Origin of the sequence: Hornefia porci (assembly GCF_001940235.1) — a bacterium.
In the GTDB taxonomy this organism is placed as follows: domain Bacteria; phylum Bacillota; class Clostridia; order Peptostreptococcales; family Anaerovoracaceae; genus Aminicella; species Aminicella porci.
Map to the genome: position 1 here is coordinate 1119499 of NZ_MJIE01000001.1, position 21833 is coordinate 1141331.

Genomic DNA, 21833 nt, shown 5'->3' on the forward strand with positions numbered 1-21833 from the left:
CGTCTTCCTGCGTTCTGCACAAAGGATGCAGCGGCATTCACGGACGTATTCCTTCAAAAATCATATTGTCGCAATGAAGCTCCGCCCTCGCCTTTGTCTTCTCGTCACTCACCGTCCAGCCCAGCACGACAGTCCGGCCGCCCCGGTGCAGAGGCGTCAGAAACGGCCTCGGCTCTTTCATCTTACGGACATTGTAGGAAATGAAATCCGGTCGGGTCCACAGGTTGAACCGGCAGTTTGTCAGTGCGCTGCGGAGAGCCCACGGGATCTCCTTTTTCCCGGAATAATCATCCGCCAGCTGCCCCACCGGCGTCTCAGGCAGATTCATCCGCATGAACCGCACGGTAAAAGGGTTGAACGACTGCACCGCAAATTCCCCGTCATACTTACGCATTCTGGCACAGAGCCGCCGTTCCAGCCGCCCCGCCGGAGACCTCCGGTTTTTCACCTCAATCAGCAGAGGGACCCGCCCGCGCACCAGATCCAGCACCTCCTCCAGGCGGGGGATCGTATGCTCGGTATCCATCAGCGCGATGCGTTTCAGCTCCCGGCTGTGCAGCGCCGCCGACATCCTCTGTATTCCCGTCATTCTCAGAAGATCCCAGTCATGCAGCACGAACAGTTCTCCGTCCGCGGTCATCTGTATATCCAGTTCGATGGGGTATCCCGCATCCATCGCCGCCTGAAAAGCGCCCATGGAGTTCTCTGGAATCCCTCTTGTTCTGTCATGAAGCCCCCGATGGGCGATCGGCCTCGTCAGAAGCCAGCTGTCCCTTCCGATTCTGTTCAAATGTCTCCTCCTTCAGTCATCGTCTGCCGGCGCACAGCATACTGCTGCTATCGGATCGTGCGCGCGGCACTGCCGGCCGGCCTCCGTCCGGCCGTCGTCAGCGCCCATTAAGTCCGACAGGGACTTAATGAGCAGATGCTACGTATAACTTTATCAAATGCGTCATGCCATGTCAAATCAGACACGCCGGCAGTTGTATCTGTCATTTCCTCTGTTTTCAGGGCCTTTCCGCATCCGGCCGCAGCAGTCCGCCAAATATTTTATATATTTTTCACAAAAAAATAACTTTTATCTATTGACAAAGCACAAGAATAGGTATATATTTCTAACATAAATTAATAAAGATGCATACAGCAATGAAAGGCAATGAACGGGAAAAGTACCATGGAGGTTCCGTCACAGTGAGCCGGAGACAGTGAGAACCCGGCACCAGGAGGCCATGCGAAGAACACCCGGGAGCTTCGAGCAGAACGCGCGTCCCGTCGGAGAAATCCGATTCTGCCGCGCCAGTAAGTAAGACGAGTTGTGATCGTTACATCACACGGGCTTGTTGGAGCCCAGAAGGGATCGCTTCAGCGATAAATTAGGTGGCACCGCGGATAGCAGCTATTCGTCCTAAACGGATTGAGAAGCTGCGACAGAAATATTCGGAGGTGCTTTTTATGTGTTCGATTATCGGTATAACCGGAAGAAAACTTTCCCGAGAGGAGGTTTCTGCTCATTTTCAGGAGACCGCATCCCGCGGACCGGACAAAATGCGGCTGGAAGAGGCCGGTCCCGGATGGCTGGGTTTTCAGCGTCTGTCCATCATGGATCTGTCCTGCGGGGGCATGCAGCCCTTCCACGCAGGCGGCGACAGTCTAGTCTGCAACGGCGAGATCTACGGGTTCCGCGATCTGCGGGAACGGCTTTCCGGGGAATTTCACTTTGTCAGCGAAAGCGACTGTGAGGTGATTCTTCCCCTCTATCACAAATACGGGTTCGCCGCGTTTTCCATGCTGGGCAGTGAATTCGCCCTGCTGATTTACGATTCCGCTCTGGACTCCTTTGTCGCTGCGCGGGATCCCATCGGCATCCGCCCTCTCTATTACGGATATGACGCGGCGGGAGAGATTGCCTTCGCCAGCGAGCCCAAGGTCCTGGTCGGGCTCTGCGACGCCATCCGCCCCTTCCCTCCCGGTCACTACTGGGCGGGAGGCGCGTTCCATCCCTACATTTCCCTTACCGGCGCGGAGCCTGCTGTTTCCGGCGGCCTGGATGAGGTCTGCCGGGGTATCCGCAGCCGCCTGATCCGCTCGGTAGAAGCGAGACTGGACGCGGACGCGCCTCTGGGCTTCCTTTTGTCCGGCGGCCTGGACTCCAGTCTGGTCTGCGCCATCAGCGCAAAGCTTCTGGGAAGAAAGATACGAACCTTCGCCATCGGCATGGACACGGATCCCATCGATCTGAAGTACGCCAGAGAAGCGGCGGATTTCATCGGCTCCGAGCATACGGAATTTCATATGACGCGACAGGAGGTTCTGGATGCGCTTCCTGAGGTTATTCGAATTCTGGGAACCTGGGACATCACTACGATCCGCGCCAGTCTGGGCATGTATCTCTGCTGCAGAAAGATTCACGAAACGACCGATATCCGCGTACTGATGACAGGAGAAATCTCCGACGAGCTTTTCGGCTACAAATACACGGACTTCGCTCCGGACGCCGAGAGTTTTCAGCAGGAATCCGTCAAACGGATCCGTGAGCTCCATATGTACGACGTTCTGCGGGCGGACCGCTGCATTTCCGTAAACTCCATGGAAGGGCGGGTGCCCTTCGGGGACACGGATTTTGTCCGCTATGTGCTGAGCATCGATCCTGCGATGAAGATGAACACCTACGGAATGGGAAAATACCTGCTCCGCCATGCGTTCGAGGATGACAAGCTCCTGCCGGAGGACATCCTGTGGCGTCAGAAGGCGGCCTTCTCCGATGCGGTGGGACACTCGATGGTGGACGACCTGAAGGAATACGCGGAAGCCCGTTACACCGATGAGGACTTCCTCCGGGGCGCCGCGAAATACGATTACGCCCGGCCCTTCAGCAAGGAGAGCCTGCTCTACCGCGATATCTTCGAGACATATTATCCGGGACAGGCGGAAATGATTACCGACTTCTGGATGCCCAACCGTGAGTGGGAGGGCTGCGACGTGGACGATCCCTCCGCGAGAGTACTGACAAATTATGGTGAAAGCGGCAGATAGCCGCGGAAAGGATAGAAATATGGATATGAAAGCATCACCGGCAGAATATTACGGCTCCATGGTATTCGACGAGAAAACGATGAAGGAACGCCTCTCCGGCGCGTCCTTCACGACGTGGAAGACCTGCATCACCACAGGCGAATCCCTGGATATCTCCACCGCGAACGAGATCGCCGAAGCAATGAAGCAATGGGCGGTGGAACGGGGCGCCACCCACTACACCCACTGGTTCCAGCCGATGACCGGCGCTACCGCGGAGAAACACGACAGCTTTATTTCTCCGACGGAGGACGGCCGGGCGCTGATGGACTTCTCCGGCAAGGAACTGGTCAAGGGCGAGCCGGACGCCTCCTCCTTCCCCTCCGGAGGACTGCGGAGCACCTTCGAGGCGCGGGGATATACCGCCTGGGATCCCACATCCTTTGCCTTTGTGAAGGAGCATTCCCTGTATATCCCGACGATCTTCTGCTCCTACTCCGGCCAGGCGCTGGACAAGAAAACCCCTCTGCTGAAATCCATGGACGCGGTAAGCCGGGCGGCAGTGCGGATTCTGCGGTTATTCGGAGACACGGAAACCAGACGGGTCGTGGCGCAGGTAGGTCCGGAGCAGGAATATTTTCTGATCGACAAATCCCTGTACAACAGGCGTGAGGATCTCCGGATGACCGGGCGCACACTGTTCGGCGCGAGGCCTCCCCGCGGGCAGGAGATGGAGGATCACTATTTCGGCATGATCAAGCCGCGGGTGGCCGCCTTCATGCAGGATCTTGACGAGGAGCTGTGGAAGGTGGGCGTTCCTTCTAAAACAAAGCATAACGAGGTCGCGCCGTCGCAGCATGAGATGGCTCCGGTTTTCAGCGACGCCAACACCGCCAGCGATCATAACCAGCTGGCCATGGAAATGCTGAAGAAGGTGGCTGACCGCCACGGCTTCGTCGCCCTGATTCACGAAAAGCCCTTCCGGTATGTGAACGGCTCCGGCAAGCACGATAACTGGTCTCTTTCCACCGACACCGGCAAGAACCTGTTCCGTCCCGGCTCCACGCCGAGTCAGAACGCACAGTTCCTGCTCTTCCTGGCAGCCTTCATCAAGGGCGTCGATGAGTATCAGGAGCTGCTGCGGGCCACGGTCGCGTTTCCCGGGAACGATCACCGTCTGGGCGCGCAGGAGGCACCGCCGGCCGTGATTTCCATTTTCCTGGGTGATGAACTCAGCGCCGTTGTGGATTCCATCATCAGCGGCACCGACTATACAGATACAGGGAAGAAGACTCTTGAGATCGGCGTAGACGTGCTGCCGGAAATTCCGCTGGACAACACAGATCGCAACCGGACCTCCCCCATGGCCTTCACCGGCAACAAATTCGAATTCAGGATGCCGGGCTCTTCCCAGTCCATCGCCGGACCTAATGTGGTTCTGAACGCCGCGATGGCAGAGGAACTGCAGCAGTTCGCGGAAGAGCTGGAAGGCTCCGAGCATTTCATGGAAGATCTTCAGGCCCTTCTGAAACGGGTGTTCACCGAACACAGGCGGATCCTGTTTGACGGAAACGGCTATGACGAGGCATGGATCCGTGAAGCAGAAGCCAGAGGACTTTCCAACCTGAAATCCACCGCGGACGCGCTGACCGCCTACACCGACAAAAAAAATGAAGAACTTCTGATCCGTCACGGTATATATATGGAAGAGGAAATGGAAGCACGCGGTATCATCCACGTGGAAAACTACAAAACAGTCATCAACATCGAAGGTCGCACTATGGCGGACATGATCCGGAAAAGCATCCTGCCTGCGGCGTCAGAGTATTCCGCCGTGCTGTGCAGCCGCGCGGCGCTGAAGAAGAACGCCGGCATCGGCGCCTCTTATGAAACGGAGCTTGCCCGTCAGATCAGCGATGAAACGGACGCGCTGGCAAAGGCATGCAGCCGGCTGGAGCAGAGTCTGAACCAGATGCCCGGCGACAACATTGAAGCGCTGCACTACTGCCACGATGAAATTATCCGGGATATGGACGAAGCCCGGGACATCGCCGACCGGCTGGAGCTCATGGTGGACAAAAAATACTGGCCCTTCCCCACTTACGCGGATCTGCTTTTCAGCGAGCGGTGAAGCTGGCGAGAACTGTATATATGACGGCCGCTGCGTAACACCTGCGGCCGTTATTTTGTCAGCGAATATTCCACTTGCTCCGAACCGCCTTTTCCCGGGCGGTCGAATAATAGTTGGGAAACGCCTCCTTCAGATACCGGGCGTTGCTCACCCAGTTCATCAGCATCAGTTTCAGCACCCGGCTGAAATCCTCGTCGAGATGACGGATATCCTCCTCGCTCAGCCGGGAGTAATCGCCCCTGAGCCGGAATTCGTCAATCAGATGAAACACTCCCCACAGCATCTCCGTGAAATCCTCATGCTCCAGAAGCATGGGATTGGACGAAATGACAAGAAGGGCGACTCTCCGATCCAGAATCAGTTTTCTTGAACTCTCATAGATCTCCTCGTTAATGCTGACCCGGATATCTCTCTCCGAAAGTTCTCTCCTCAGCCGCCGTTCCTCCTCTTCACAGTCTACACTGCGGTCCGCCAGTGACGCCAGCTCCGCACCGTCGTCAGCCGCCCGGAGAATCAGCGCCATCAGCCTTGCTCCCAGCTCCGTATAGAAGGTGCTGGTCAGCATACGGGTCTTCTCCTGTCGCTCTTTTTTCTCCTGCGCCGCGATCAGTTCTCCCACCACCAGGGTGGCGATGGCAATGGTCACCGGCATGAAGGCGAAATCCTGAAGGATATAGAACGCCGTGTTTCTCACATCGTGAAAAATCAGAATCTGAAGTCCGTAAATCAGTGCGGAAACCGCAATCAGCAGGAGGACAATCCTGCGCATCTTACCTCTGTCCATCGTTTTCTTTCCCTTTTACTTTTCTTCTGCTGTACTCCTGCTGTGGCCGCACCGGACGCAGGCGCCATCCGGCAGAATCGTTTTTCTCTTCTGTCAGAACGTCTTTACTTTCTTTGTTACAGCTGCGCCAGCCGGCGGTACAGGCTGCGGATGTCCTCTGCCGAGGGAACTCTCGGGTTCGTCTTCAGGCAGCGATCCTTCAGCGCGTTTTCCGTCATGCGGTCAATGGCCGCCATATACGCATCCCGGTCTATTCCCAGCTCCTCCAGATTTCCCGGAATCCCGATACGGTCCATCAGCGCGCGGATGTGCCGTACCAGCAGATGAATCGTAGCCTTATTTGTTCCGGCCGAAACGCCGACCACACGGGCTATATCGAGATACTGCAGCAGAGAATCGCCTTCTCCCGGCAGCTCAAGCCCTGCATTATATTCGATGCTCAGCGGCAGGAACATGGCGCAGCAGCGGCCGTGAGGAATGTGGAACTGCTCTCCGAGCTGATGAGCCATACTGTGACATATCCCGAGAGACGCCACGTTGAAGGCCGCTCCCGCCATACAGGACGCGTTATGCATATGCGCCCGGGCGTTCAGATCCGAGCCGTCGGTCACACACCGCTCCAGGAAGTCGAATACAGTCCGGATGGACTTCTCCGCAAAGGCGTCTGTAAAATCATTGGCGTTCGTGGAAACAAAGGCTTCAATAGCGTGTGTCAGAACGTCCATTCCGGTATCCGCCGTGATTTTCGGCGGAACTGTCTCCGTCAGCAGCGGATCCAGGAACACCACATCCGGCGTCAGATCATCGTCTACCAGCGGATATTTGACGCCCGCCGCCTTGTCCGTTATGACCGCGAACGCGGTAACCTCACTGCCTGTTCCGCTGGTCGTGGGCAATGCCACGAGCCGGGGCAGGTCCACGCCGCGATACTGGGCATAAAGCTTGACCACTGCCTTCGCCGTGTCGATGGCGGAGCCTCCTCCCATCGCAAAAACCGTGTCCGGATGGAAGTTCACGATGGCGTTCAGGCAATCCTTCACCACCTCCATATCCGGATCCGGAACCACCCGGGCGAAGATATCGTAGGGAACATTCATTTCGCGCAGTGTTCCGGTGACCAGATCCGTCTTTCCGGACTCCTGCATAAACGGGTCGCAGATGACATACGCCCGCCGCATCTCGAAATTCCGGATCTCCTCACAGCACCTGTGCCCCATGAAGATTCTGGTATTCATTATGAATTTTTCCATAAAGTCAATTTCCTTTCTGTTCATGCCTGCCGGCGTCCGTTTTTCAGCCGAATATCACGTCTTCAATGTCTTCGCAGGAAGATGCGATGCAGTCTGCACGGTTCAGCATCAGAAACGCCCTGCTGCGAAATCCCCAGTCCACCGAAATGCAGTCCAGTCCGGAATTCGCCGCCGTCTGGATGTCCACCTCGGAATCTCCGATGTAGACCGCTTCCCGGCGGTCAGTCTTCAGCTGCCCCAGCGCCTTCTCCACCATATCCGGATACGGCTTGCGGCGGATTCCCCGAACCTCGCCTGCCGCGTAATCGAACAGCCCCTCAAAGTGTTCCCGGTTCAGGCTCTGAACTGCCTCATCCGGCTTGTTTGAGACCACCGCGATTCCGATGCCCCGCCGTTTCAGATTTCTGAGCATCGGCAGGATCCCGGGATAAGGACCGGTTTTTATATTACAGTGCTCCGCATAATACGGCGTGTATGCCGCCCGGATTTCCTCCGCCAGCTTCTCATCGACGGAAAGGGGCGGCTCGTCCTTTGTTCCGATCTGCTCCAGCCTCTCCAGAGGAAATCCGTTCTCCACCGCCAGTGCTCTTCGGATCGCCACAGCGGCGCCGCTTCCGAAGAAAAGCTTCACCTCGTCCTCACTGAAGTCGCTCCGACGTCCGAATTCCCTGAACGTATGATTCAGCGCATCCCTCAGATCCGCAATCGTATCCAGAATCGTTCCGTCCATATCAAAAATTGCAGCCTTATATCCCATATATTTTCCGTCCTATGCTTTCGTAAACTTGTCCTTCGCCTGCCCGCATCTCGGACAGTTCCAGTTCTCCGGCAGTTCTTCAAACTTTGTTCCTGCCGGAATTCCGTGATCGGGATCACCGATTTCCGGATCATATACATATCCGCAGACCGTGCAGACATATTTCCCGGTGGATTCCTTCACAATGGCCTCTTTCGGAGGAATGCTCTCCGGTGGATTATCCAGATCGCATACCCTCTTTGCCTCCAGGTTCTCATAACCCAGCGGCGTATGCGTGGAAACATAGACAGTAGGATTGTTTCTGATGAATTCTCTAACCATGTCCAGCGATGTTCTTGCCGCATCCAAATCCTCAAAGATCGTGGACAGTTTGTTTTCATACAAAGCCTCATCAGTATATGTAATATCTCCATGAATCATGTAGAAAAGACCCCCGTCTTCCACAATGACGATGCTGTTTCCCTTTGTATGACCCGGCGCAGGGATGTATCGAATCCCTTCCGCAATCTTCTGCGAACGCGGGAAATTATGATAGGGTCCATCCTCAAAGGTCGCTGCGAGAGTATTTTGGTACGGCTTCATTTCGTCAGAATCCAGATCTTCCCTGCTGCAATATATGGTCGCATTAGGAAAACTTCTCAATTCGCCGGTATGATCCGCATGTTTATGGGTGACCAGGATCTTAGAAATCTGCTCCGGCTGATATCCTGCCTCTGCCAGAGCCGACACATAATCTGTGATCTTGTTCCCCATGAAGAGAATCGTCTTTTCATCCGGAACCTGCTCCGGAAATTCCTTCGGCAGGCCGGTATCTACCAGGATAACCTCGTCACCGGTATCGATTACATAATTCTGCAGACTGGATCTGTACCGGATCGCAGGATCAAACTTCTCCATCCCTTCTTCTCCCCCAAAAGGAAGAGGCTGCAGCATATAGCCGTTCTCAAAAAGCTTTACTGGTTTAATCTGCATAATATCTCTCCTTACCGTAGATTTTCCGGAACAAAGAGTCCTCTGTCCGCGAGGTCTACGCCCTCGTTCTGAAGCAGTTTTATCTTCTTGTCCATGCCGCCGGCATAACCCGTAAGGCTTCCGCTCTTTCCGACAACCCGATGGCAGGGCACGATGATCGTCAGAGGATTGTGACCGACCGCACCGCCGACCGCCTGAGCCGAAACCCGATTTTTTCCGGTCTTCTCCGCGACAGCCTCCGCAATCCGCCCATATGTCGTTGTCTGACCAAAGGGAATTTTCAGCATTTCACAGGAAACCATTCTGCGAAAATCCGAGCCGGTGAGCTCCAGCGGCGGCAGAAATCCCGGATCCTTTCCCTCAAAATACAGATCCAGCCATTCCTTTGTCCTCAGAAAAACCGGCAGCTCTTGCTCTACAGGCTGCTCCGCTTCGTCCATCAGACTTCTGTCGTATTTCTGACGGTCGAACCAGAGGGCATAGAGCTTCTCTCCGTCCTCCGAATACATCGTCATGATCCCCAGCGGCGAATCGTATTTCATGCAGTAACTCATTTCCGTCCCCCTTACAGATATTCCTCAGTGAACTGAATCCTTACAGTTCCGTACGCCGCCTATCCGAAAAAGCGCCGGATCTCCGCTTCCGCAGACTCCGGGGAATCGGAGCCGTGAATCAGGTTGTATCTTGTCGACGCGGCGAAATCACCGCGAATCGTTCCGGCCTCCGCGTCTTCAAAACGGGTGGCCCCCATCAGGATGCGCATTCCCCGGATCGCGTTTTCTCCTTCTACGATCATTGCCAGAACCGGCCCCGACGTCATGTATTCCACGATGTCCGGGAAGAAGGGCTCATCCTTCAGATGCGCGTAATGCTCCCGCAGGATCGGCTCGTCCAGTGTCATCATTTTCGCGTCGGCGAGGCGATAGCCCTTTCTCTCGATGCGGGCGATCACTTCCCCCGCAAGTCCGCGCCGGATGCAGTCCGGCTTCAGCATTATATATGTACGTTCTGATGCCATTATTGTTGTCCTTTCTCCGCGGCTGCCGCCATGCATGCGTTTGCCGTTCTTCGCGGTTTCCGCAGAGGCAGCGTCGCTGCGTCCGCGGCTGCCGCCGTTCCTGCTACCTCTCTCCAAACAGATCCGCCAGCACCTTGTCGGCGCTCATGCTGCGGTATTTCTCCGGATCCGCAAGCTTCTTCCCGCTCCAGCGGAAGCGGCCGTAGTCCCTGTTATATGAGGAGCCGTAGGTCAGGGTCGTCGACGGGAAACGGCTGTACCAGGAAGGATAATATTTCTTCATGTACTTTCTGGCAAGCTTCGCCGCCTGACTGTTTTTCACGCCTGCCCTGCTGTAGGTTCCACTGAGTTTAACGCCTGCCGGAGAACAGTGCAGCACGACGGTGCTTCCGTCCCTGCATTCACCCAGAGAAATCCAGATATGCTCCGGTCCGCTCATGATGTCCCCGGCCTGATGCTTCTTCACCTTACTCGCTTTGGTCCAGTTCCCGTAGCCGAGGTCGGCGAACCATTTCCCCTGCTTGTCGGCGCCTTTCACAAAGCCCTTGCTTCCGTTCACGGTATGCAGAGTATTGTACATGAGCCACCCCACATATCCCGAACAGTCCAGTCCGCTGTTAATCTGATACCGGTAATTATTATAATTGTAGTACTTTGTTTTCGTGGCCGCAAAGGCTCTCCACCTGGGAGAGGTTCCGACGGTGCGCGCAGGCGTGCCTGCTCCGTTGTCGGCTTTGTTCCATCCGCCGCCCCAGACGTACATCGTACTCCCCATCGGCGCCAGCGCGGTACGCAGGAAATTCTTCACTGTGGAAACTCCTGCGGAAGCCACCGTTGTGTATCGCACAGCGCTTTTCTTTGTCTTAAGGTAGGAATTTCCCTTCTTCGTCCACGCTCTGACCGTGTAGCCATAGGTCACGCCCCGGGTCATATTCTTCCGGATCACTTTACAGGAGGTCACCTTTGCAACCCGGGTCAGTTTGCCGTTTCCGGCCTTCTCATAGACGATATATCCCTTCGCGCCGGACACCTTCTCCCAGGACACGGCGATACGGGTGTTCACCGCCGTCGCCATCACGCCCTCAGGCGCACTTTTTGTGAAGGTTGCGGCACTGCACTGCCGCGGTACAAGCAGAACCAGGAGCATCAGGCACAAAGCCGCCGCCACCGGCGTCATTCTTTTCATCATCGTTTTCATATACTCTCCTTCTCCTCTTCCTTATCCCGGGGAAGCCCGATTTCAAACTGCTGGTAGTCCCAGGCGTCCAGCCACCGGCGCAGACGCTCCTCGTCATAGGGAACATTGTTTCCGAGCTCCTTTGTCAGCCCCGGATCCTTCGCATAGAAAACGCCCCGGTCATATTTCCAGAAGCACAGCACATGCCCGTTACGGACCTTTCTTTTGTTCCCCCGGATATCATAAAAATCGGTCTGCCGTGAGGACGCCCAGATTACCGTATTCTCCCCGGACAGCGCCTTCTGAAAAGCCTCCGCGCTCCGTTCAAGGGGTCTGGACTCTATACCGAACAGCCGCCGGTTCATCCCGTTAAATCTGAGCTGAGCGTCGCCGCCGCAGATACTTGTGGCCTCCCTGTCGCAGACTCGCCGCTGATCGATTCCCGCAGAATCCCGCATACGATACACGTCCTCCGGCGTCAGCTCCCGGCCGGTGAGAATATCGATGCACATGGTCAGCGCCACCAGTCCGCAGCCGTTGTAGTCAACCGCTCCCTCCCAGTAAGGAAGCGATTCCCAGGGCGCACCGTGCCGCTGCGAAAAAAACAGGTTCTCTCCCCGCCTCTCCATTTCCTTCCGGCTCATCCGCATCCCTCACGCCTTCCACAGATCGGAAACAAAATACATCATGGCGCACCATGTCACCATCGGATAACGATGCCCATGGGGATCCTTCCCGTCCCGCAGCAGGCGAAGGACCTCTTCCCGGGTGGCCAGAAGGAATCCCGCGAATTTCTCGCTTCCCACGGCGCCCTTCTGATTCAGTTCAGAAAGGTCATCCAGATGAGCCGTCATGGCGATCAGCGCCGTACACTCGTCGGTAAATCCGGGGCTGTTGAACACCAGCGGATTGACCATGCGGATATCGTCCGTGACCTTCAGCATAATCCCGGTTTCCTCATAGATTTCCCGTTTCATCGCCGTGAACAAAGGCTGATCCGATTCTTTGTCGCTCTCGTCCACCAGGCCTGCGGGAATGCTCAGCATATACTGTCCCGTAGGATAACGATATTCGTAATCCAGCAGCAGCCGGGGCTCGCTGTCCGGCGTCTCGATTACAAGAAATCCGCTGACCGCATCCGGCAGCATGGAATTAAAATCATTTTCTGATTTTATCGCCGCAATATTCTCCAGTTCCCTGCGCGAGGCGTCATAATAATGCGCGCCTTCCTCGTACTGAAGGTCGAAAACCCTGACAAATCTGGTGTCTGCTACGGTCTTAACGTTATCCTTCCGGATTGCCATACTGTGTCACTCCTCTCAAAGAAATCCTGCTTTCATTATATCGGTAAAACAGAGATTGTCAATCTTTCCATCGTTCCGGAGCGGATTCCGCAGGGGCTGTAACGGTCGCAGGTGAAACGAGCAGAGAGAATAGACAAACTCCACCGATTGTCTGAGAGATGAGGTCCCGAGTTTCGGTGGAGTTCTATTCTCTGTGAGTGAGCCGCCGCGATCGTCAGCGGCGAGGACAAAGCGACGGCGCTGCCCCGCCTGTCGCTGCATAGAAAGAGCCGTTACACCTGATTCGACAGCCCTTTATTCTGCGGTTACACCGCTACGCCTGCCGGCTCCACCAGCTGACGCGGGCCCGCATCAGCGATCGCCGGATCGATGTCAGGGTATTTCTCCGCAAAATTCTTCTCAAACAGCGCTGCCAGCCGGTTCGCCTGAAAATCGTAGGCCTCGCTGTCCTTCCATGTCGCCCGCGGATCCAGGATTTCCGCCGGTACGCCGGGGCAGCTGACGGGAACGTCAAGATTGAACTGACGGTTATGAACGAATTTTACATTATCCAGTTCTCCGTTCAGCGCTGCCGAGATCATGGCTCTCGTATATTTCAGACGGATGCGGGATCCTTCTCCGTAGGGGCCTCCGCTCCACCCTGTGTTGACCAGATAGACGCGGGTACCGTATTTTTCGAGCCGTTCTCCCAGCATCCGCGCATACACCTCCGCGCGCAGCGGCATGAACGGTTCGCCAAAAAGGGTGGAGAAGGTTGGCTGAGGCTCTTTGACCCCGCGCTCCGTCCCCGCCAGTTTCGCGGTAAATCCGGTAATGAACTGATACATCGCCGCGCTGCCGGACAGCCGCGAAATGGGAGGCAACACTCCGAACGCATCCGCTGTCAGGAAAACTACCGCCTTCGGCACGCCCCCGCGTCCCGGCTTCTGCGAATTGGAGATGAAGTCCACAGGATATCCGACACGGGTGTTTTCCGTCAGCGACCGGTCTTCAAAATCCATCTCCCCGGTTTTCGGATCCATCACCACGTTTTCCGCAACTGCGCCGAATTTCACCGCGTGATAAATCTCCGGCTGCTCATCCTCCTTCAGGTCGATGCACTTGGCGTAACAGCCTCCCTCAATATTGAACACTCCGGTATCCGACCAGCCGTGCTCGTCGTCGCCGATCAGCTTTCTTGCCGGATCCGCCGACAGAGTGGTTTTACCCGTGCCCGACAGGCCGAAGAACACCGCCGTCTCCCCGGTCTCCGGATCCATATTGGCGGAGCAGTGCATCGGGAGCACATGATCCTCCGTCGGGAGCACGAAATTCATTACTGAGAACACGGATTTTTTTATTTCGCCGGCGTACTGCGTTCCCGCGATGATTACAAAATGAGCTTCATAATCGATGATGATCGCCGCCTCCGAATGTATCCCGAAACGCTCCGGGTCACATTTGTACCCCGGTACCGCGAGAATCGTAAAGTCCGGCTCGCCGAACCGGTCCAGTTCCCCGTCCTCCGGGCGGATGAGCAGATTCCGGATAAACAGATTCTGCCACGCTTTCTCATTGATGATTCTGAATTTCCTGCGATGCTCCGGATCCGCTCCTGCGAATCCGTCGAACAGAAATACCTCCCGTCCGTCCATGTACCGGATCATTTCGTTTTTTATGGCAAGGAAGGTTTCCCTGTCGATGGGTCGGTTGACCTCTCCCCAGTGAATAAGGTCATGCACGCCCTCTGAATCGACAATATATTTGTCGTGAGGCGATCTTCCTGTATATTTCCCGGTCTTCACCACCAGCGCTCCCGTGTCCGCAAGATGTCCCTCTCCGCGGCTCAGCGCCTTCTCCACCAGCGCTGCCGGATACAGGTTGCGATACACCCGGCCGGGCTTCATTCCAATACGTTCAAGACTGCACATCTCCATTTCTCTCCATCCTTTCGTATATCATCGGGTTTCGGATTTCTTCTTGATTTCATTATAGGAGCATAGTAAACTATAATCAAATACTTATGTATTTATATTTTGTATAACTCTATAACTATGCCAAGGAGGCATCAGCATGTTCAGAGGAATGCATTACGTATACAGCGTGTACAAAGAACGGAGTTTTTCCAGGGCCGCCGCTGCGCTTCACATCTCGCAGCCATCTCTGAGCGCCAATATCCGGCGCATTGAGGAGAAGGTGGGCTGTCCTTTGTTCGATCGAAGCACAAAGCCTCTGGAGGTGACGGAATGCGGCGCGCGGTACATCCGCTGTGCAGAGGAAATCATGGCCATTGAGAACGGATTTGAATCGTATATAAACGATCTGGAGGGACTGAAGACAGGAACGCTGAATTTCGGAGGAAGCAACTTTTTTTCCTCCTGGGTGCTTCCACCGCTGATTTCTGATTTTTCAAGGGAATACCCGGATCTGGACATCACACTGACGGAAGCGCGGTCCGTAGAGCTCACGCGGATGCTGCAGGACGCAGCCATCGATTTCGTGATGGACAACAAAGAACTGGACCTGGAGGTCTTCGACCGCAGGCAGGTGGGAAACGAGCAGCTTCTTCTGGTTGTGCCCGAAGGCTTTTCCGCAAACCGGACACTGGAGGAATTTCAGATTCCTCTCCCCGAAATCCGCAGCGGCGCTTTTCGGGAAAGCCGGACGCCGGCAGTACCGCTGCATCATTTCGAGGACTGCCCGTTCATCCTGCTCCATCCGGAAAACGACACAGGGAAACGCAGCTACCAGATCTGTCAGGAACAGAGCTTCCGCCCCCATGTCGTTCTTGAGCTGGATCAGCAGCTGACCGCCTACAACATCGCCAGTTCCGGACTGGGAATCACCTTCTCCGGAGAGCGTCTGCTGTCCAGCGTTCCACCGAACCCGAAACTGGTGTATTACAGGCTCTCCAGCCGCTTTGTGACCCGCAACATCTATCTGTACTGGAAGCGGGGCCGTTATGTGAGCAAGGCAATGCAGGTCTTTATGGAATTTATCGCTGCGCCGGGGAATCCGGCAGAAACAAAAAAAGCCGCGTTCGGGCAGGCGGCGCGTTGAAGAGCCGGCCGGCGCCGCGGGCGTCATTCACGCTCCGCGGGCTGCCCGTTCTTTTTGCGGCCGCAGTTCTCCAGTTCTGCTAAAGCACAGTGACTGCAGTCGCCGCCGCAGCTGATGCTCTTCCCGGCTTTCTTTTGTTTATAAATGCTGTACAGCGCCGCCGCGGCAGCCGCCGCAACGATGGCGATTACAATTCCGGTTGCCATACTGTCACCCCCCTTATCCGTCCGATCCGGTTCATTCATCCGAGTCCGAGCGTCGTGCCGGCAAGATGCACCAGGAATGCCAGAATCCACGCCACGACGCATTGGAATACAACAGTTCCCATCGCGTACTTCCACCCCTGCTCCCTCTTAATGGAGGCGATCGCCGCGATGCACGGCGTATAGAGAAGGCAGAACACCAGGAAAGTCACCGCTGACAGCGTGGAAATCGATGCGGTCAGCTTCGCGACGCTGCCGAACAGAATGGAAATCATGGACACGATACTCTCCTTGGCCATGAATCCGGAAATCACGGAGGTCACGATTCTCCAGTCCCCCAGCCCGAGCGGGCGGAACGCCGGAGCGATCAGTCCGGCGATCGCCGCCAGCATGCTGTCCTGAGAGTCGGCGACCATGTTAAGCCCGAAATCGAAGGTCTGCAGGAACCAGACCACAATCGTTCCCACAAAGATCACCGTGAACGCCCTCTGCAGGAAGTCCCTCGCCTTGTCCCACATCAGCCGCAGTACATTTTTCAGACCCGGCAGACGGTAATTCGGGAGTTCCATAACGAACGGCACCGCTTCTCCGCGGAACATCATGTTCTTGGAGAAGAAGGCCACCAGTATCGCCATCGCAATTCCCAGTGCGTACAGACAGACCATAACCAGCCCTGCCTGACGGGGGAAGAACGCCGCGCTGAAAAACGCATAGATCGGAACCTTCGCGGAGCAGCTCATGAACGGAATCATCACCGTGGTCATACGGCGGTCCCTGGTGGAAGGCAGCGTCCGGGTTGACATGACCGCCGGAACCGTGCAGCCGAAGCCGATGAGCAGCGGAACGATGCTTCGTCCGGAGAGACCGATCTTCCGCAGCAGCTTATCCATCACAAAGGCAACACGGGCCATATACCCGCTGTCCTCCAGCATCGACAGGAAGAAGAACAGCACCACGATAATCGGCACGAAGCTCAGTACAGTTCCCACGCCGTTGAAAATCGCGTCGATAATCAGCGAATGCACCGGAGCGGACACGCCGGCGACTGTCAGTCCGTGATCCACCGCCTGTGTCAGCGCACTGATTCCGGCCGCCAGGAGATTCTGCAGAAACAGTCCGACAACACTGAAGGTCAGATAAAACACGCCGGCCATAATCAGCACAAACAGCGGAATAGCCGTCCATTTTCCGGTAAGAACCCTGTCGATTTTCCGGCTGCGTGCATGCTCACGGCTTTCCTTCGGCTTAATCACCGTCTCTGCGCAGAGCCTGCGTATAAAGAGGAATCTCATGTCCGCCATGGCCGCGGCGCGGTCCAGTCCGCGCTCCTCCTCCAGCTGCCGGACGATATGTCCCATCGTATCCTTCTCGTTCTGTGTCAGTTTCAGTGCCTCCTCGACCAGATGATCTCCTTCGATGAGCTTGCTCGCTGCGAACCGGACCGGAATTTCCGCCCGTTCCGCGTGATCCTCGATCAGCCTCATCGTCGCGTGGATCGTTCTGTGCACAGCGCCGTTGTGATCGTTTTTGTCACAGAAATCCGCCCGCCCCGGCACTTCATGGTAACGGGCGATATGAATCGCATGAGTAATCAGTTCCTGAATTCCCTCACCCTTAATCGCAGAGATCGGAACTACCGGTATCTGCAGAATCTCTTCCATTTCATTGATCCTGATCGAACCGCCGTTCCCCCGCATCTCATCCATCATATTCAGCGCCAGCACGACCGGGATTCCCAGTTCCAGCACCTGCATGGTCAGATACAGATTCCGCTCTATGTTCGTCGCGTCGATGATGTTGATGATCGCCGACGGCTTTTCCTCGAGAATGTACTGACGGGAAACGATTTCCTCGCTCGTGTAGGGAGACAGCGAATATATCCCCGGAAGATCCACAACCTCTGTTTCCGGATGCCCCTTGATGCTGCCGCTCTTGCGGTCCACCGTAACGCCCGGGAAATTTCCCACATGCTGGTTCGACCCGGTGAGCTGGTTGAAGAGCGTCGTCTTGCCGCAGTTCTGATTCCCGATCAACGCAAAGGTCAGTTTTCCCTCATCGGGACTGCTGTCATCCGGTCTTCCGCTGTTCACAGGCCCTTCTCCGATTCCGGGATGAAAGCTTTCCATCAGATGCGCCCCGGCCTTTTCCGCCTCATCATCCTGATAATCCCGATCCAAAGTCGCCCGGACATCCGTCACCCCTATGTTTTCCGCGTCCGCGAGTCTGAGCGTCAGCTCATATCCGTGAACCATCAGTTCCATCGGATCCCCCATCGGCGCAAATTTCACGAGGGAAACCTGCTCTCCCGGAATCAGCCCCATATCCAGAAAATGCTGCCGCAGCGCACCGTCGCCTCCCACAGAAACGATGGTCGCCGTCTTTCCTATTTCTAAATCACGTAATGTCGCCATATGCTGTCCGTCTCCCTTTTACCGTTGTTTCCGCTGGTATCATACCACAGAGTTTGGTATATCTAACATCATATTACAAAGGAATCCTCGAAATGTATCCGATCCGCAAAGGGTGCAAGCCGGGGATCCTCCAGATACGCCTCTGCCTCCGCCTTTCTGTCCCAGTAATGCATCGGAAAAATCTCCCATGCTCCCGCACACTCCATGAACAGAGCGATTCCTCGCGGAGCATGCTCCCGCAGGCGGGGATCCAGAGGAAGAAAAGCGACATCGACCGGCTGTCCCGCCAGCTTTTCGTACTCTCTGCGGCAGTCCTCCTCCGAGGCGAGATTCTCCTCCTCCGGCTCATCATACCAGTACCAGACATTCAGATCCCCCGCATGGAATATTTTGTGCCCCTCTGCCTCAACCAGAAAAGCGGAGCCCTGATCGGTAGAGCGCAGCGTCTGAACGGTGAGATCAGCAATGTTATACGTTCCGCCCGGCTCCACCGTTTTCACATCCCGGATCCCCGGCGGCACGGCTGCCGTACTGTCAATCACATAAGTCAGTTTCCGGAACCGCTTCCGGAGCGACCAGATGCAGTCACCGAAATGGTCCTCGTGCCCGTGGGAGACAAAGACAATCGCCTGCTTCTCCTCAGGCAGCTCCGGCAGAGTCCCCGTATACCAGTCAAAGATCAGAACTGTCTGCTCCAGTTCGATGCAGAAACCACTGTGATAAATATGTGTTATTTTCATGATGCTTCTGTTCCTTTCAGTTTTATTCTGTTTCAGAGAGCTTCGCTCCGGGTATTGAATCAGATGAAAAAACATATTGAAATGGGAGGTTTTAAATGAAGTTTAATGTTCCGGTCAACACGACCGATATCGTTGTACTCATCATTATCGCCCTCGTGTTCGTCGCGGGCGTCCGCGCCCTGATCAGCTTCTTCCGGGACCCGAAGAAAAAGCCCGCATCTGCGGTGAAACCCGCGAGCCGGCTGATCCGGTCCGGCAGCCGCGTCGCTCTCTATATCGACGGAATGCAGTGCGGTATGTGTGAAAGTCATATCAAGGACGCCATCCGGCAGGCAGTTCCCGGCGCCGCAAGGATTACGGCGTCCCATGTAAAGGGGGAAGCGAGCTTCATCATCCCCGACGAAATTTCCGGCGACGATCTGGAGACGGCGCTTCACAGAAGCATCGACCCCCTCGGTTACAGACTCAACTACATGACGACAAAATAGACGGCGGGAGGCGCGGACGAGCACCGGCTAACACTGCGGATACACAGCGAGAGACGCGGCGGTTATTTCCGGTTTCGCAAAACCTCCTGACCCCGGCGCGACAGCCGGTTCCCGAAGCTGATCAGCATCAGGACAATCAGGACGATGATAACGATCCCCACATATCCGCTTATGCTCTTGAATTTATTGGTGATTTCCATTTTACTGAAGGCCTGGGACGGCTTGCTCTTATCGAAGTAGACCGTTTCCCGGTCTCCTTTTTTGTATTCCCTGATTCCGCTGGTGCCGGTCGCCAGCAGGGATTTGTGGGTATAGGTTTTCCCTTTTACTTTGTACTGAAAGACCGGATAGACCTTCTTGCTGGACAGGAGCCCGCCGTCAGCCATTTCCGAAACCACTGCCGGGGTTTTCGTCAGCCGGTCTGTGGTCGCGGCCAGCAGGGGGCCGGTCGCCGCTGTCGCCCGCACAGTCACGAACAGAATAATCATGATGGCCAGGAACGTACTGAGGCTGAGTCCGGGTCCGCCGTCCTTTGCTCTGGCTCTTTTCCTTCTTGCCTTCGCCGGATCCTCTCCGCGTTTTTTCGCCATATTGTCCCTGGCAATCCTCTGGGAATCCCGACGGCGCTGCTGTTTCTTATTCGTGTTCGACATGATTGCATTCTCCTCTGTTCATTCTTTCGTGCTCCGGGAGCACCAGACAGTCATAACGGATGAGTTTCCCGGTAATGGAATATCCCGGCCTGCGACCCGCCAGAAAATCTCCTCTGACCGGCCGTTTGATGACGATCTTGCGAGGTCCGGCGTCCAGCGCCGCCCGGAGCAGACCCGATTCATCCTCACAGGGCTGTTCCAGCCGCTGCAGGAGCTGAAGCTTCTTTTTTGACAAAGCATTTTTCCTGCGTTCCGGGAACATCGGATCAAGCAGAACCAGATCCGGCGGCTCCTCCAACCCCCGCAAAAGGACACGGCTGTCTCCCTCGGTAAGCCGCATTCTCCCGGTAATTTCCTCTAGCTCCGGAATCTCCGCCGCCCTGCGGAGAGCGTCCCGGAGCAACGCCGCGATCACAGGATTATATTCACAAAGCTGCACATGGAAGCCCGCCGCCGCCAGCAGAAGAGAATCCTCTCCCAGTCCCGCTGTCGCATCCACCGCTGTCAATTGCGGGAACATGCTGCGTCTGCAGTCTCCCTCTGCCGGTTTCCCGGGCGCAGACGCAGCGAGGTCTCCCGTCTCACTGCATGTCTCCGAGCGTCCGCCTGTTCGTCGAAACCGGGCGGCCCGCACCAGAGTCTCCCTTCCCAGGGCGGACGGCCTCAGCCGCGGCAGGAGCTTTGTAAAATCACCGCGAAGAGACTGCCCTCCCGCTTCCAGGCACAGACCCTGCCGCCCGAAGCGGAGTACCGCGCCGCCGCTTTCAGCCGGCCGATGTCGCCCCGGCGGCCCGCATTCCTCCGAGCGATCATGTCCCGCCGTCCGGCAGTTCTCCGCGGTCCGGTCGTGCCCCGGCGGCCCGTATTCCAGCGGAACGCCCAGATGCTCCGCAAGCGCCTTTGCTTCCTTTATATAGCTTTCCTCTTCGCAGATTATTTTGTCGCAGGTTTTGCAGTTATCACGGTTATCGCCGTTTACTTTCATCATTACCACCATCGCCTCCGGCGCCTCCGCAGAATTCCACAACTCGTTCCAGAACCCGCGTTCCGGTCTCTCTTCCGATCTGATAAACTCTTTCCAGCTCCTCCGGGTCCTTTTCCATTTTTCCGATGTTGAGTTCATCGGACGGCCGGATCAGCAGGAGCCCGGGATCTCCGGCTTTTTCTCTCTGCTCCAGATTGTCGAGAACCGCATTATAGACTTCCGCACGCTCTGTCAGATCACGTCCCAGAGCAGGATACCGGTGAAGCATCAGTCTTACCGCAGGGAGAAGCGGACTTTTCTTTTTCCTGTAGCCAGGCGGCTGAGTCAGCAGCACCACGTTTTTCTGATAGCCGATGGATTCAAAGAACTTTACGGGAATGGAGTCTGAGCATCCGCCGTCCAGATACCCCCGTCCCTCTATCATGACGGGTCTTGACAGAACCGGCATACTCGCAGATGCGCGGAACCAGTCCATATCTGTTCCGTCGCCCCGTTCCAGTTCACGGTAAACCGGCTTCCCCGTCTCCGCATCCGTAGCCACTACATAAAAACGCATCGGATTTTCCCGGTATGTCCGGACATCAAAGGGATCCAGCCTGTACGGAAGCTGGTTGTAGCAGAAATCCGCCCCGTAAAGATCACCCGTCTTTCTCCAGGACTTCAGGCTGCAGTACCGCCAGTTTCCACAGAATCTTTTGTTATAACGGATTACCCGCCCCAGCTGCAGCGATTTCAGATTGCAGCCGAAAACGGCGCCTGCGGAAACTCCGATGGCGCCGTCGAACTGTACTTTGTTCTCTATGAAAATGTCCAGTACGCCAGCCGTAAACATTCCGCGCATGGCGCCTCCTTCAAGAACGATTCCTGTCTTCAAAGCTTACCTCCGAACCTGCCTCTGCTGTAAATCAT

The 21833-nt window shown here is 55.9% G+C and carries 21 protein-coding genes and 1 other annotated feature; of the genes, 4 read left to right on the top strand and 17 right to left on the bottom strand.

Going from position 1 to position 21833, the window contains the following annotated elements; translation table 11 throughout:
* Positions 1-37: 37 nt before the first annotated feature.
* On the bottom strand, positions 38-790 hold the full coding sequence (locus BHK98_RS05310) for a glycerophosphodiester phosphodiesterase family protein (protein WP_075712527.1): 753 nt from the start codon (positions 788-790) through the stop codon (positions 38-40).
* Between the two features lie 357 nt (positions 791-1147).
* Positions 1148-1411 (top strand) — a binding site (T-box leader).
* A 41-nt stretch (positions 1412-1452) separates the two neighbouring features.
* On the opposite strand from BHK98_RS05310, the gene asnB reads away from it, so the two are divergent.
* Both asnB and BHK98_RS05320 read left to right on the top strand, forming a co-directional pair.
* A complete protein-coding gene (asnB, locus tag BHK98_RS05315) occupies positions 1453-3033 on the top strand; it encodes an asparagine synthase B (protein WP_075712528.1) in 1581 nt (526 codons plus the stop codon).
* Between the two features lie 19 nt (positions 3034-3052).
* Positions 3053-5143, top strand: a complete 2091-nt coding sequence (locus BHK98_RS05320) for a glutamine synthetase III family protein (protein ID WP_417448545.1) — start codon at positions 3053-3055, stop codon at positions 5141-5143.
* A 58-nt stretch (positions 5144-5201) separates the two neighbouring features.
* Here the strand turns inward: BHK98_RS05320 and BHK98_RS05325 are convergent, their stop codons facing one another.
* The 10 genes from BHK98_RS05325 to pckA all read right to left on the bottom strand — a co-directional run bounded on the left by BHK98_RS05325 (position 5202) and on the right by pckA (position 14321).
* Positions 5202-5927, bottom strand: a complete 726-nt coding sequence (locus tag BHK98_RS05325) for a hypothetical protein (RefSeq protein WP_075712529.1) — start codon at positions 5925-5927, stop codon at positions 5202-5204.
* A 116-nt stretch (positions 5928-6043) separates the two neighbouring features.
* The gene (locus BHK98_RS05330) at positions 6044-7177 is read right to left on the bottom strand and encodes a 1-propanol dehydrogenase PduQ (RefSeq protein ID WP_075714986.1); all 1134 of its coding nucleotides are present in this window, start codon (positions 7175-7177) and stop codon (positions 6044-6046) included.
* Between the two features lie 43 nt (positions 7178-7220).
* Positions 7221-7934 (bottom strand): HAD family hydrolase, encoded by a 714-nt coding sequence (locus BHK98_RS05335; protein WP_075712530.1) that lies wholly within the window; start codon positions 7932-7934, stop codon positions 7221-7223.
* Positions 7935-7946: 12 nt separating this feature from the next.
* Positions 7947-8906 carry a rubredoxin gene (locus BHK98_RS05340; protein ID WP_075712531.1) on the bottom strand — a complete coding sequence of 320 codons (960 nt, stop codon included), beginning with the start codon at positions 8904-8906 and terminating at the stop codon, positions 7947-7949.
* A gap of 11 nt (positions 8907-8917) precedes the next feature.
* The gene (locus tag BHK98_RS05345) at positions 8918-9460 is read right to left on the bottom strand and encodes a methylated-DNA--[protein]-cysteine S-methyltransferase (RefSeq protein ID WP_075712532.1); all 543 of its coding nucleotides are present in this window, start codon (positions 9458-9460) and stop codon (positions 8918-8920) included.
* A gap of 59 nt (positions 9461-9519) precedes the next feature.
* Positions 9520-9924, bottom strand: a complete 405-nt coding sequence (gene ndk, locus BHK98_RS05350; RefSeq protein ID WP_075714988.1) for a nucleoside-diphosphate kinase — start codon at positions 9922-9924, stop codon at positions 9520-9522.
* Positions 9925-10027: 103 nt separating this feature from the next.
* Positions 10028-11122, bottom strand: coding sequence for a fibronectin type III domain-containing protein (locus tag BHK98_RS05355; protein WP_083628060.1), 1095 nt, complete (start codon positions 11120-11122; stop codon positions 10028-10030).
* On the bottom strand, positions 11119-11745 hold the full coding sequence (locus BHK98_RS05360) for a hypothetical protein (RefSeq protein WP_143404538.1): 627 nt from the start codon (positions 11743-11745) through the stop codon (positions 11119-11121). Before BHK98_RS05360 ends, BHK98_RS05355 begins: the two co-directional genes overlap by 4 nt.
* Before the next feature lie 9 nt (positions 11746-11754).
* Positions 11755-12405, bottom strand: a complete 651-nt coding sequence (locus tag BHK98_RS05365) for an NUDIX hydrolase (protein ID WP_075712534.1) — start codon at positions 12403-12405, stop codon at positions 11755-11757.
* A gap of 305 nt (positions 12406-12710) precedes the next feature.
* Positions 12711-14321: a phosphoenolpyruvate carboxykinase (ATP) gene (gene pckA, locus BHK98_RS05370; RefSeq protein WP_075712535.1), complete on the bottom strand. Its 1611-nt coding sequence runs from the start codon at positions 14319-14321 to the stop codon at positions 12711-12713.
* A gap of 136 nt (positions 14322-14457) precedes the next feature.
* On the opposite strand from pckA, the gene BHK98_RS05375 reads away from it, so the two are divergent.
* Entirely contained in the window at positions 14458-15444 is a 987-nt protein-coding gene (locus BHK98_RS05375; RefSeq protein ID WP_075712536.1) for a LysR family transcriptional regulator, read from the top strand.
* Between the two features lie 23 nt (positions 15445-15467).
* Here the strand turns inward: BHK98_RS05375 and BHK98_RS05380 are convergent, their stop codons facing one another.
* From BHK98_RS05380 to BHK98_RS05390, 3 genes are all read right to left on the bottom strand, one after another.
* Positions 15468-15650, bottom strand: coding sequence for a FeoB-associated Cys-rich membrane protein (locus tag BHK98_RS05380; protein WP_143404539.1), 183 nt, complete (start codon positions 15648-15650; stop codon positions 15468-15470).
* 35 nt (positions 15651-15685) lie between these two features.
* Entirely contained in the window at positions 15686-18058 is a 2373-nt protein-coding gene (gene feoB / locus BHK98_RS05385; protein WP_075712538.1) for a ferrous iron transport protein B, read from the bottom strand.
* A 68-nt stretch (positions 18059-18126) separates the two neighbouring features.
* Positions 18127-18798 carry an MBL fold metallo-hydrolase gene (locus tag BHK98_RS05390; protein WP_075714992.1) on the bottom strand — a complete coding sequence of 224 codons (672 nt, stop codon included), beginning with the start codon at positions 18796-18798 and terminating at the stop codon, positions 18127-18129.
* A gap of 95 nt (positions 18799-18893) precedes the next feature.
* On the opposite strand from BHK98_RS05390, the gene BHK98_RS13160 reads away from it, so the two are divergent.
* Complete coding sequence (locus tag BHK98_RS13160; RefSeq protein WP_083628062.1) at positions 18894-19286, top strand: heavy-metal-associated domain-containing protein; 393 nt, start codon at positions 18894-18896, stop codon at positions 19284-19286.
* Between the two features lie 62 nt (positions 19287-19348).
* On the opposite strand, the gene BHK98_RS05400 is transcribed toward BHK98_RS13160, so the two are convergent.
* The 3 genes from BHK98_RS05400 to BHK98_RS05410 are packed head-to-tail and all read right to left on the bottom strand — an operon-like array spanning position 19349 to position 21798.
* On the bottom strand, positions 19349-19939 hold the full coding sequence (locus tag BHK98_RS05400; RefSeq protein ID WP_075712539.1) for a DUF3592 domain-containing protein: 591 nt from the start codon (positions 19937-19939) through the stop codon (positions 19349-19351).
* Entirely contained in the window at positions 19923-20927 is a 1005-nt protein-coding gene (locus tag BHK98_RS05405) for a class I SAM-dependent methyltransferase (protein WP_245796831.1), read from the bottom strand. The genes BHK98_RS05400 and BHK98_RS05405 overlap by 17 nt, the downstream gene beginning before the upstream one ends.
* Positions 20905-21798, bottom strand: coding sequence for a patatin-like phospholipase family protein (locus BHK98_RS05410; protein ID WP_075712540.1), 894 nt, complete (start codon positions 21796-21798; stop codon positions 20905-20907). The genes BHK98_RS05405 and BHK98_RS05410 overlap by 23 nt, the downstream gene beginning before the upstream one ends.
* Between the last annotated feature and the right edge of the window lie 35 nt (positions 21799-21833).

What these genes read in the sequence shown, in the direction of transcription:
- asnB (WP_075712528.1), top strand. Translation starts at nt 1,453, where the DNA reads ATGTGTTCGATTATCGGTATAACCGGAAGAAAACTTTCCCGAGAGGAG.
- BHK98_RS05320 (WP_417448545.1), top strand. Translation starts at nt 3,053, where the DNA reads ATGGATATGAAAGCATCACCGGCAGAATATTACGGCTCCATGGTATTC.
- BHK98_RS05325 (WP_075712529.1), bottom strand. Translation starts at nt 5,927, where the DNA reads ATGGACAGAGGTAAGATGCGCAGGATTGTCCTCCTGCTGATTGCGGTT.
- BHK98_RS05330 (WP_075714986.1), bottom strand. Translation starts at nt 7,177, where the DNA reads ATGGAAAAATTCATAATGAATACCAGAATCTTCATGGGGCACAGGTGC.
- BHK98_RS05335 (WP_075712530.1), bottom strand. Translation starts at nt 7,934, where the DNA reads ATGGGATATAAGGCTGCAATTTTTGATATGGACGGAACGATTCTGGAT.
- BHK98_RS05340 (WP_075712531.1), bottom strand. Translation starts at nt 8,906, where the DNA reads ATGCAGATTAAACCAGTAAAGCTTTTTGAGAACGGCTATATGCTGCAG.
- BHK98_RS05345 (WP_075712532.1), bottom strand. Translation starts at nt 9,460, where the DNA reads ATGAGTTACTGCATGAAATACGATTCGCCGCTGGGGATCATGACGATG.
- ndk (WP_075714988.1), bottom strand. Translation starts at nt 9,924, where the DNA reads ATGGCATCAGAACGTACATATATAATGCTGAAGCCGGACTGCATCCGG.
- BHK98_RS05355 (WP_083628060.1), bottom strand. Translation starts at nt 11,122, where the DNA reads ATGAAAACGATGATGAAAAGAATGACGCCGGTGGCGGCGGCTTTGTGC.
- BHK98_RS05360 (WP_143404538.1), bottom strand. Translation starts at nt 11,745, where the DNA reads ATGAGCCGGAAGGAAATGGAGAGGCGGGGAGAGAACCTGTTTTTTTCG.
- BHK98_RS05365 (WP_075712534.1), bottom strand. Translation starts at nt 12,405, where the DNA reads ATGGCAATCCGGAAGGATAACGTTAAGACCGTAGCAGACACCAGATTT.
- pckA (WP_075712535.1), bottom strand. Translation starts at nt 14,321, where the DNA reads ATGGAGATGTGCAGTCTTGAACGTATTGGAATGAAGCCCGGCCGGGTG.
- BHK98_RS05375 (WP_075712536.1), top strand. Translation starts at nt 14,458, where the DNA reads ATGTTCAGAGGAATGCATTACGTATACAGCGTGTACAAAGAACGGAGT.
- BHK98_RS05380 (WP_143404539.1), bottom strand. Translation starts at nt 15,650, where the DNA reads ATGGCAACCGGAATTGTAATCGCCATCGTTGCGGCGGCTGCCGCGGCG.
- feoB (WP_075712538.1), bottom strand. Translation starts at nt 18,058, where the DNA reads ATGGCGACATTACGTGATTTAGAAATAGGAAAGACGGCGACCATCGTT.
- BHK98_RS05390 (WP_075714992.1), bottom strand. Translation starts at nt 18,798, where the DNA reads ATGAAAATAACACATATTTATCACAGTGGTTTCTGCATCGAACTGGAG.
- BHK98_RS13160 (WP_083628062.1), top strand. Translation starts at nt 18,894, where the DNA reads ATGAAGTTTAATGTTCCGGTCAACACGACCGATATCGTTGTACTCATC.
- BHK98_RS05400 (WP_075712539.1), bottom strand. Translation starts at nt 19,939, where the DNA reads ATGTCGAACACGAATAAGAAACAGCAGCGCCGTCGGGATTCCCAGAGG.
- BHK98_RS05405 (WP_245796831.1), bottom strand. Translation starts at nt 20,927, where the DNA reads ATGATGAAAGTAAACGGCGATAACCGTGATAACTGCAAAACCTGCGAC.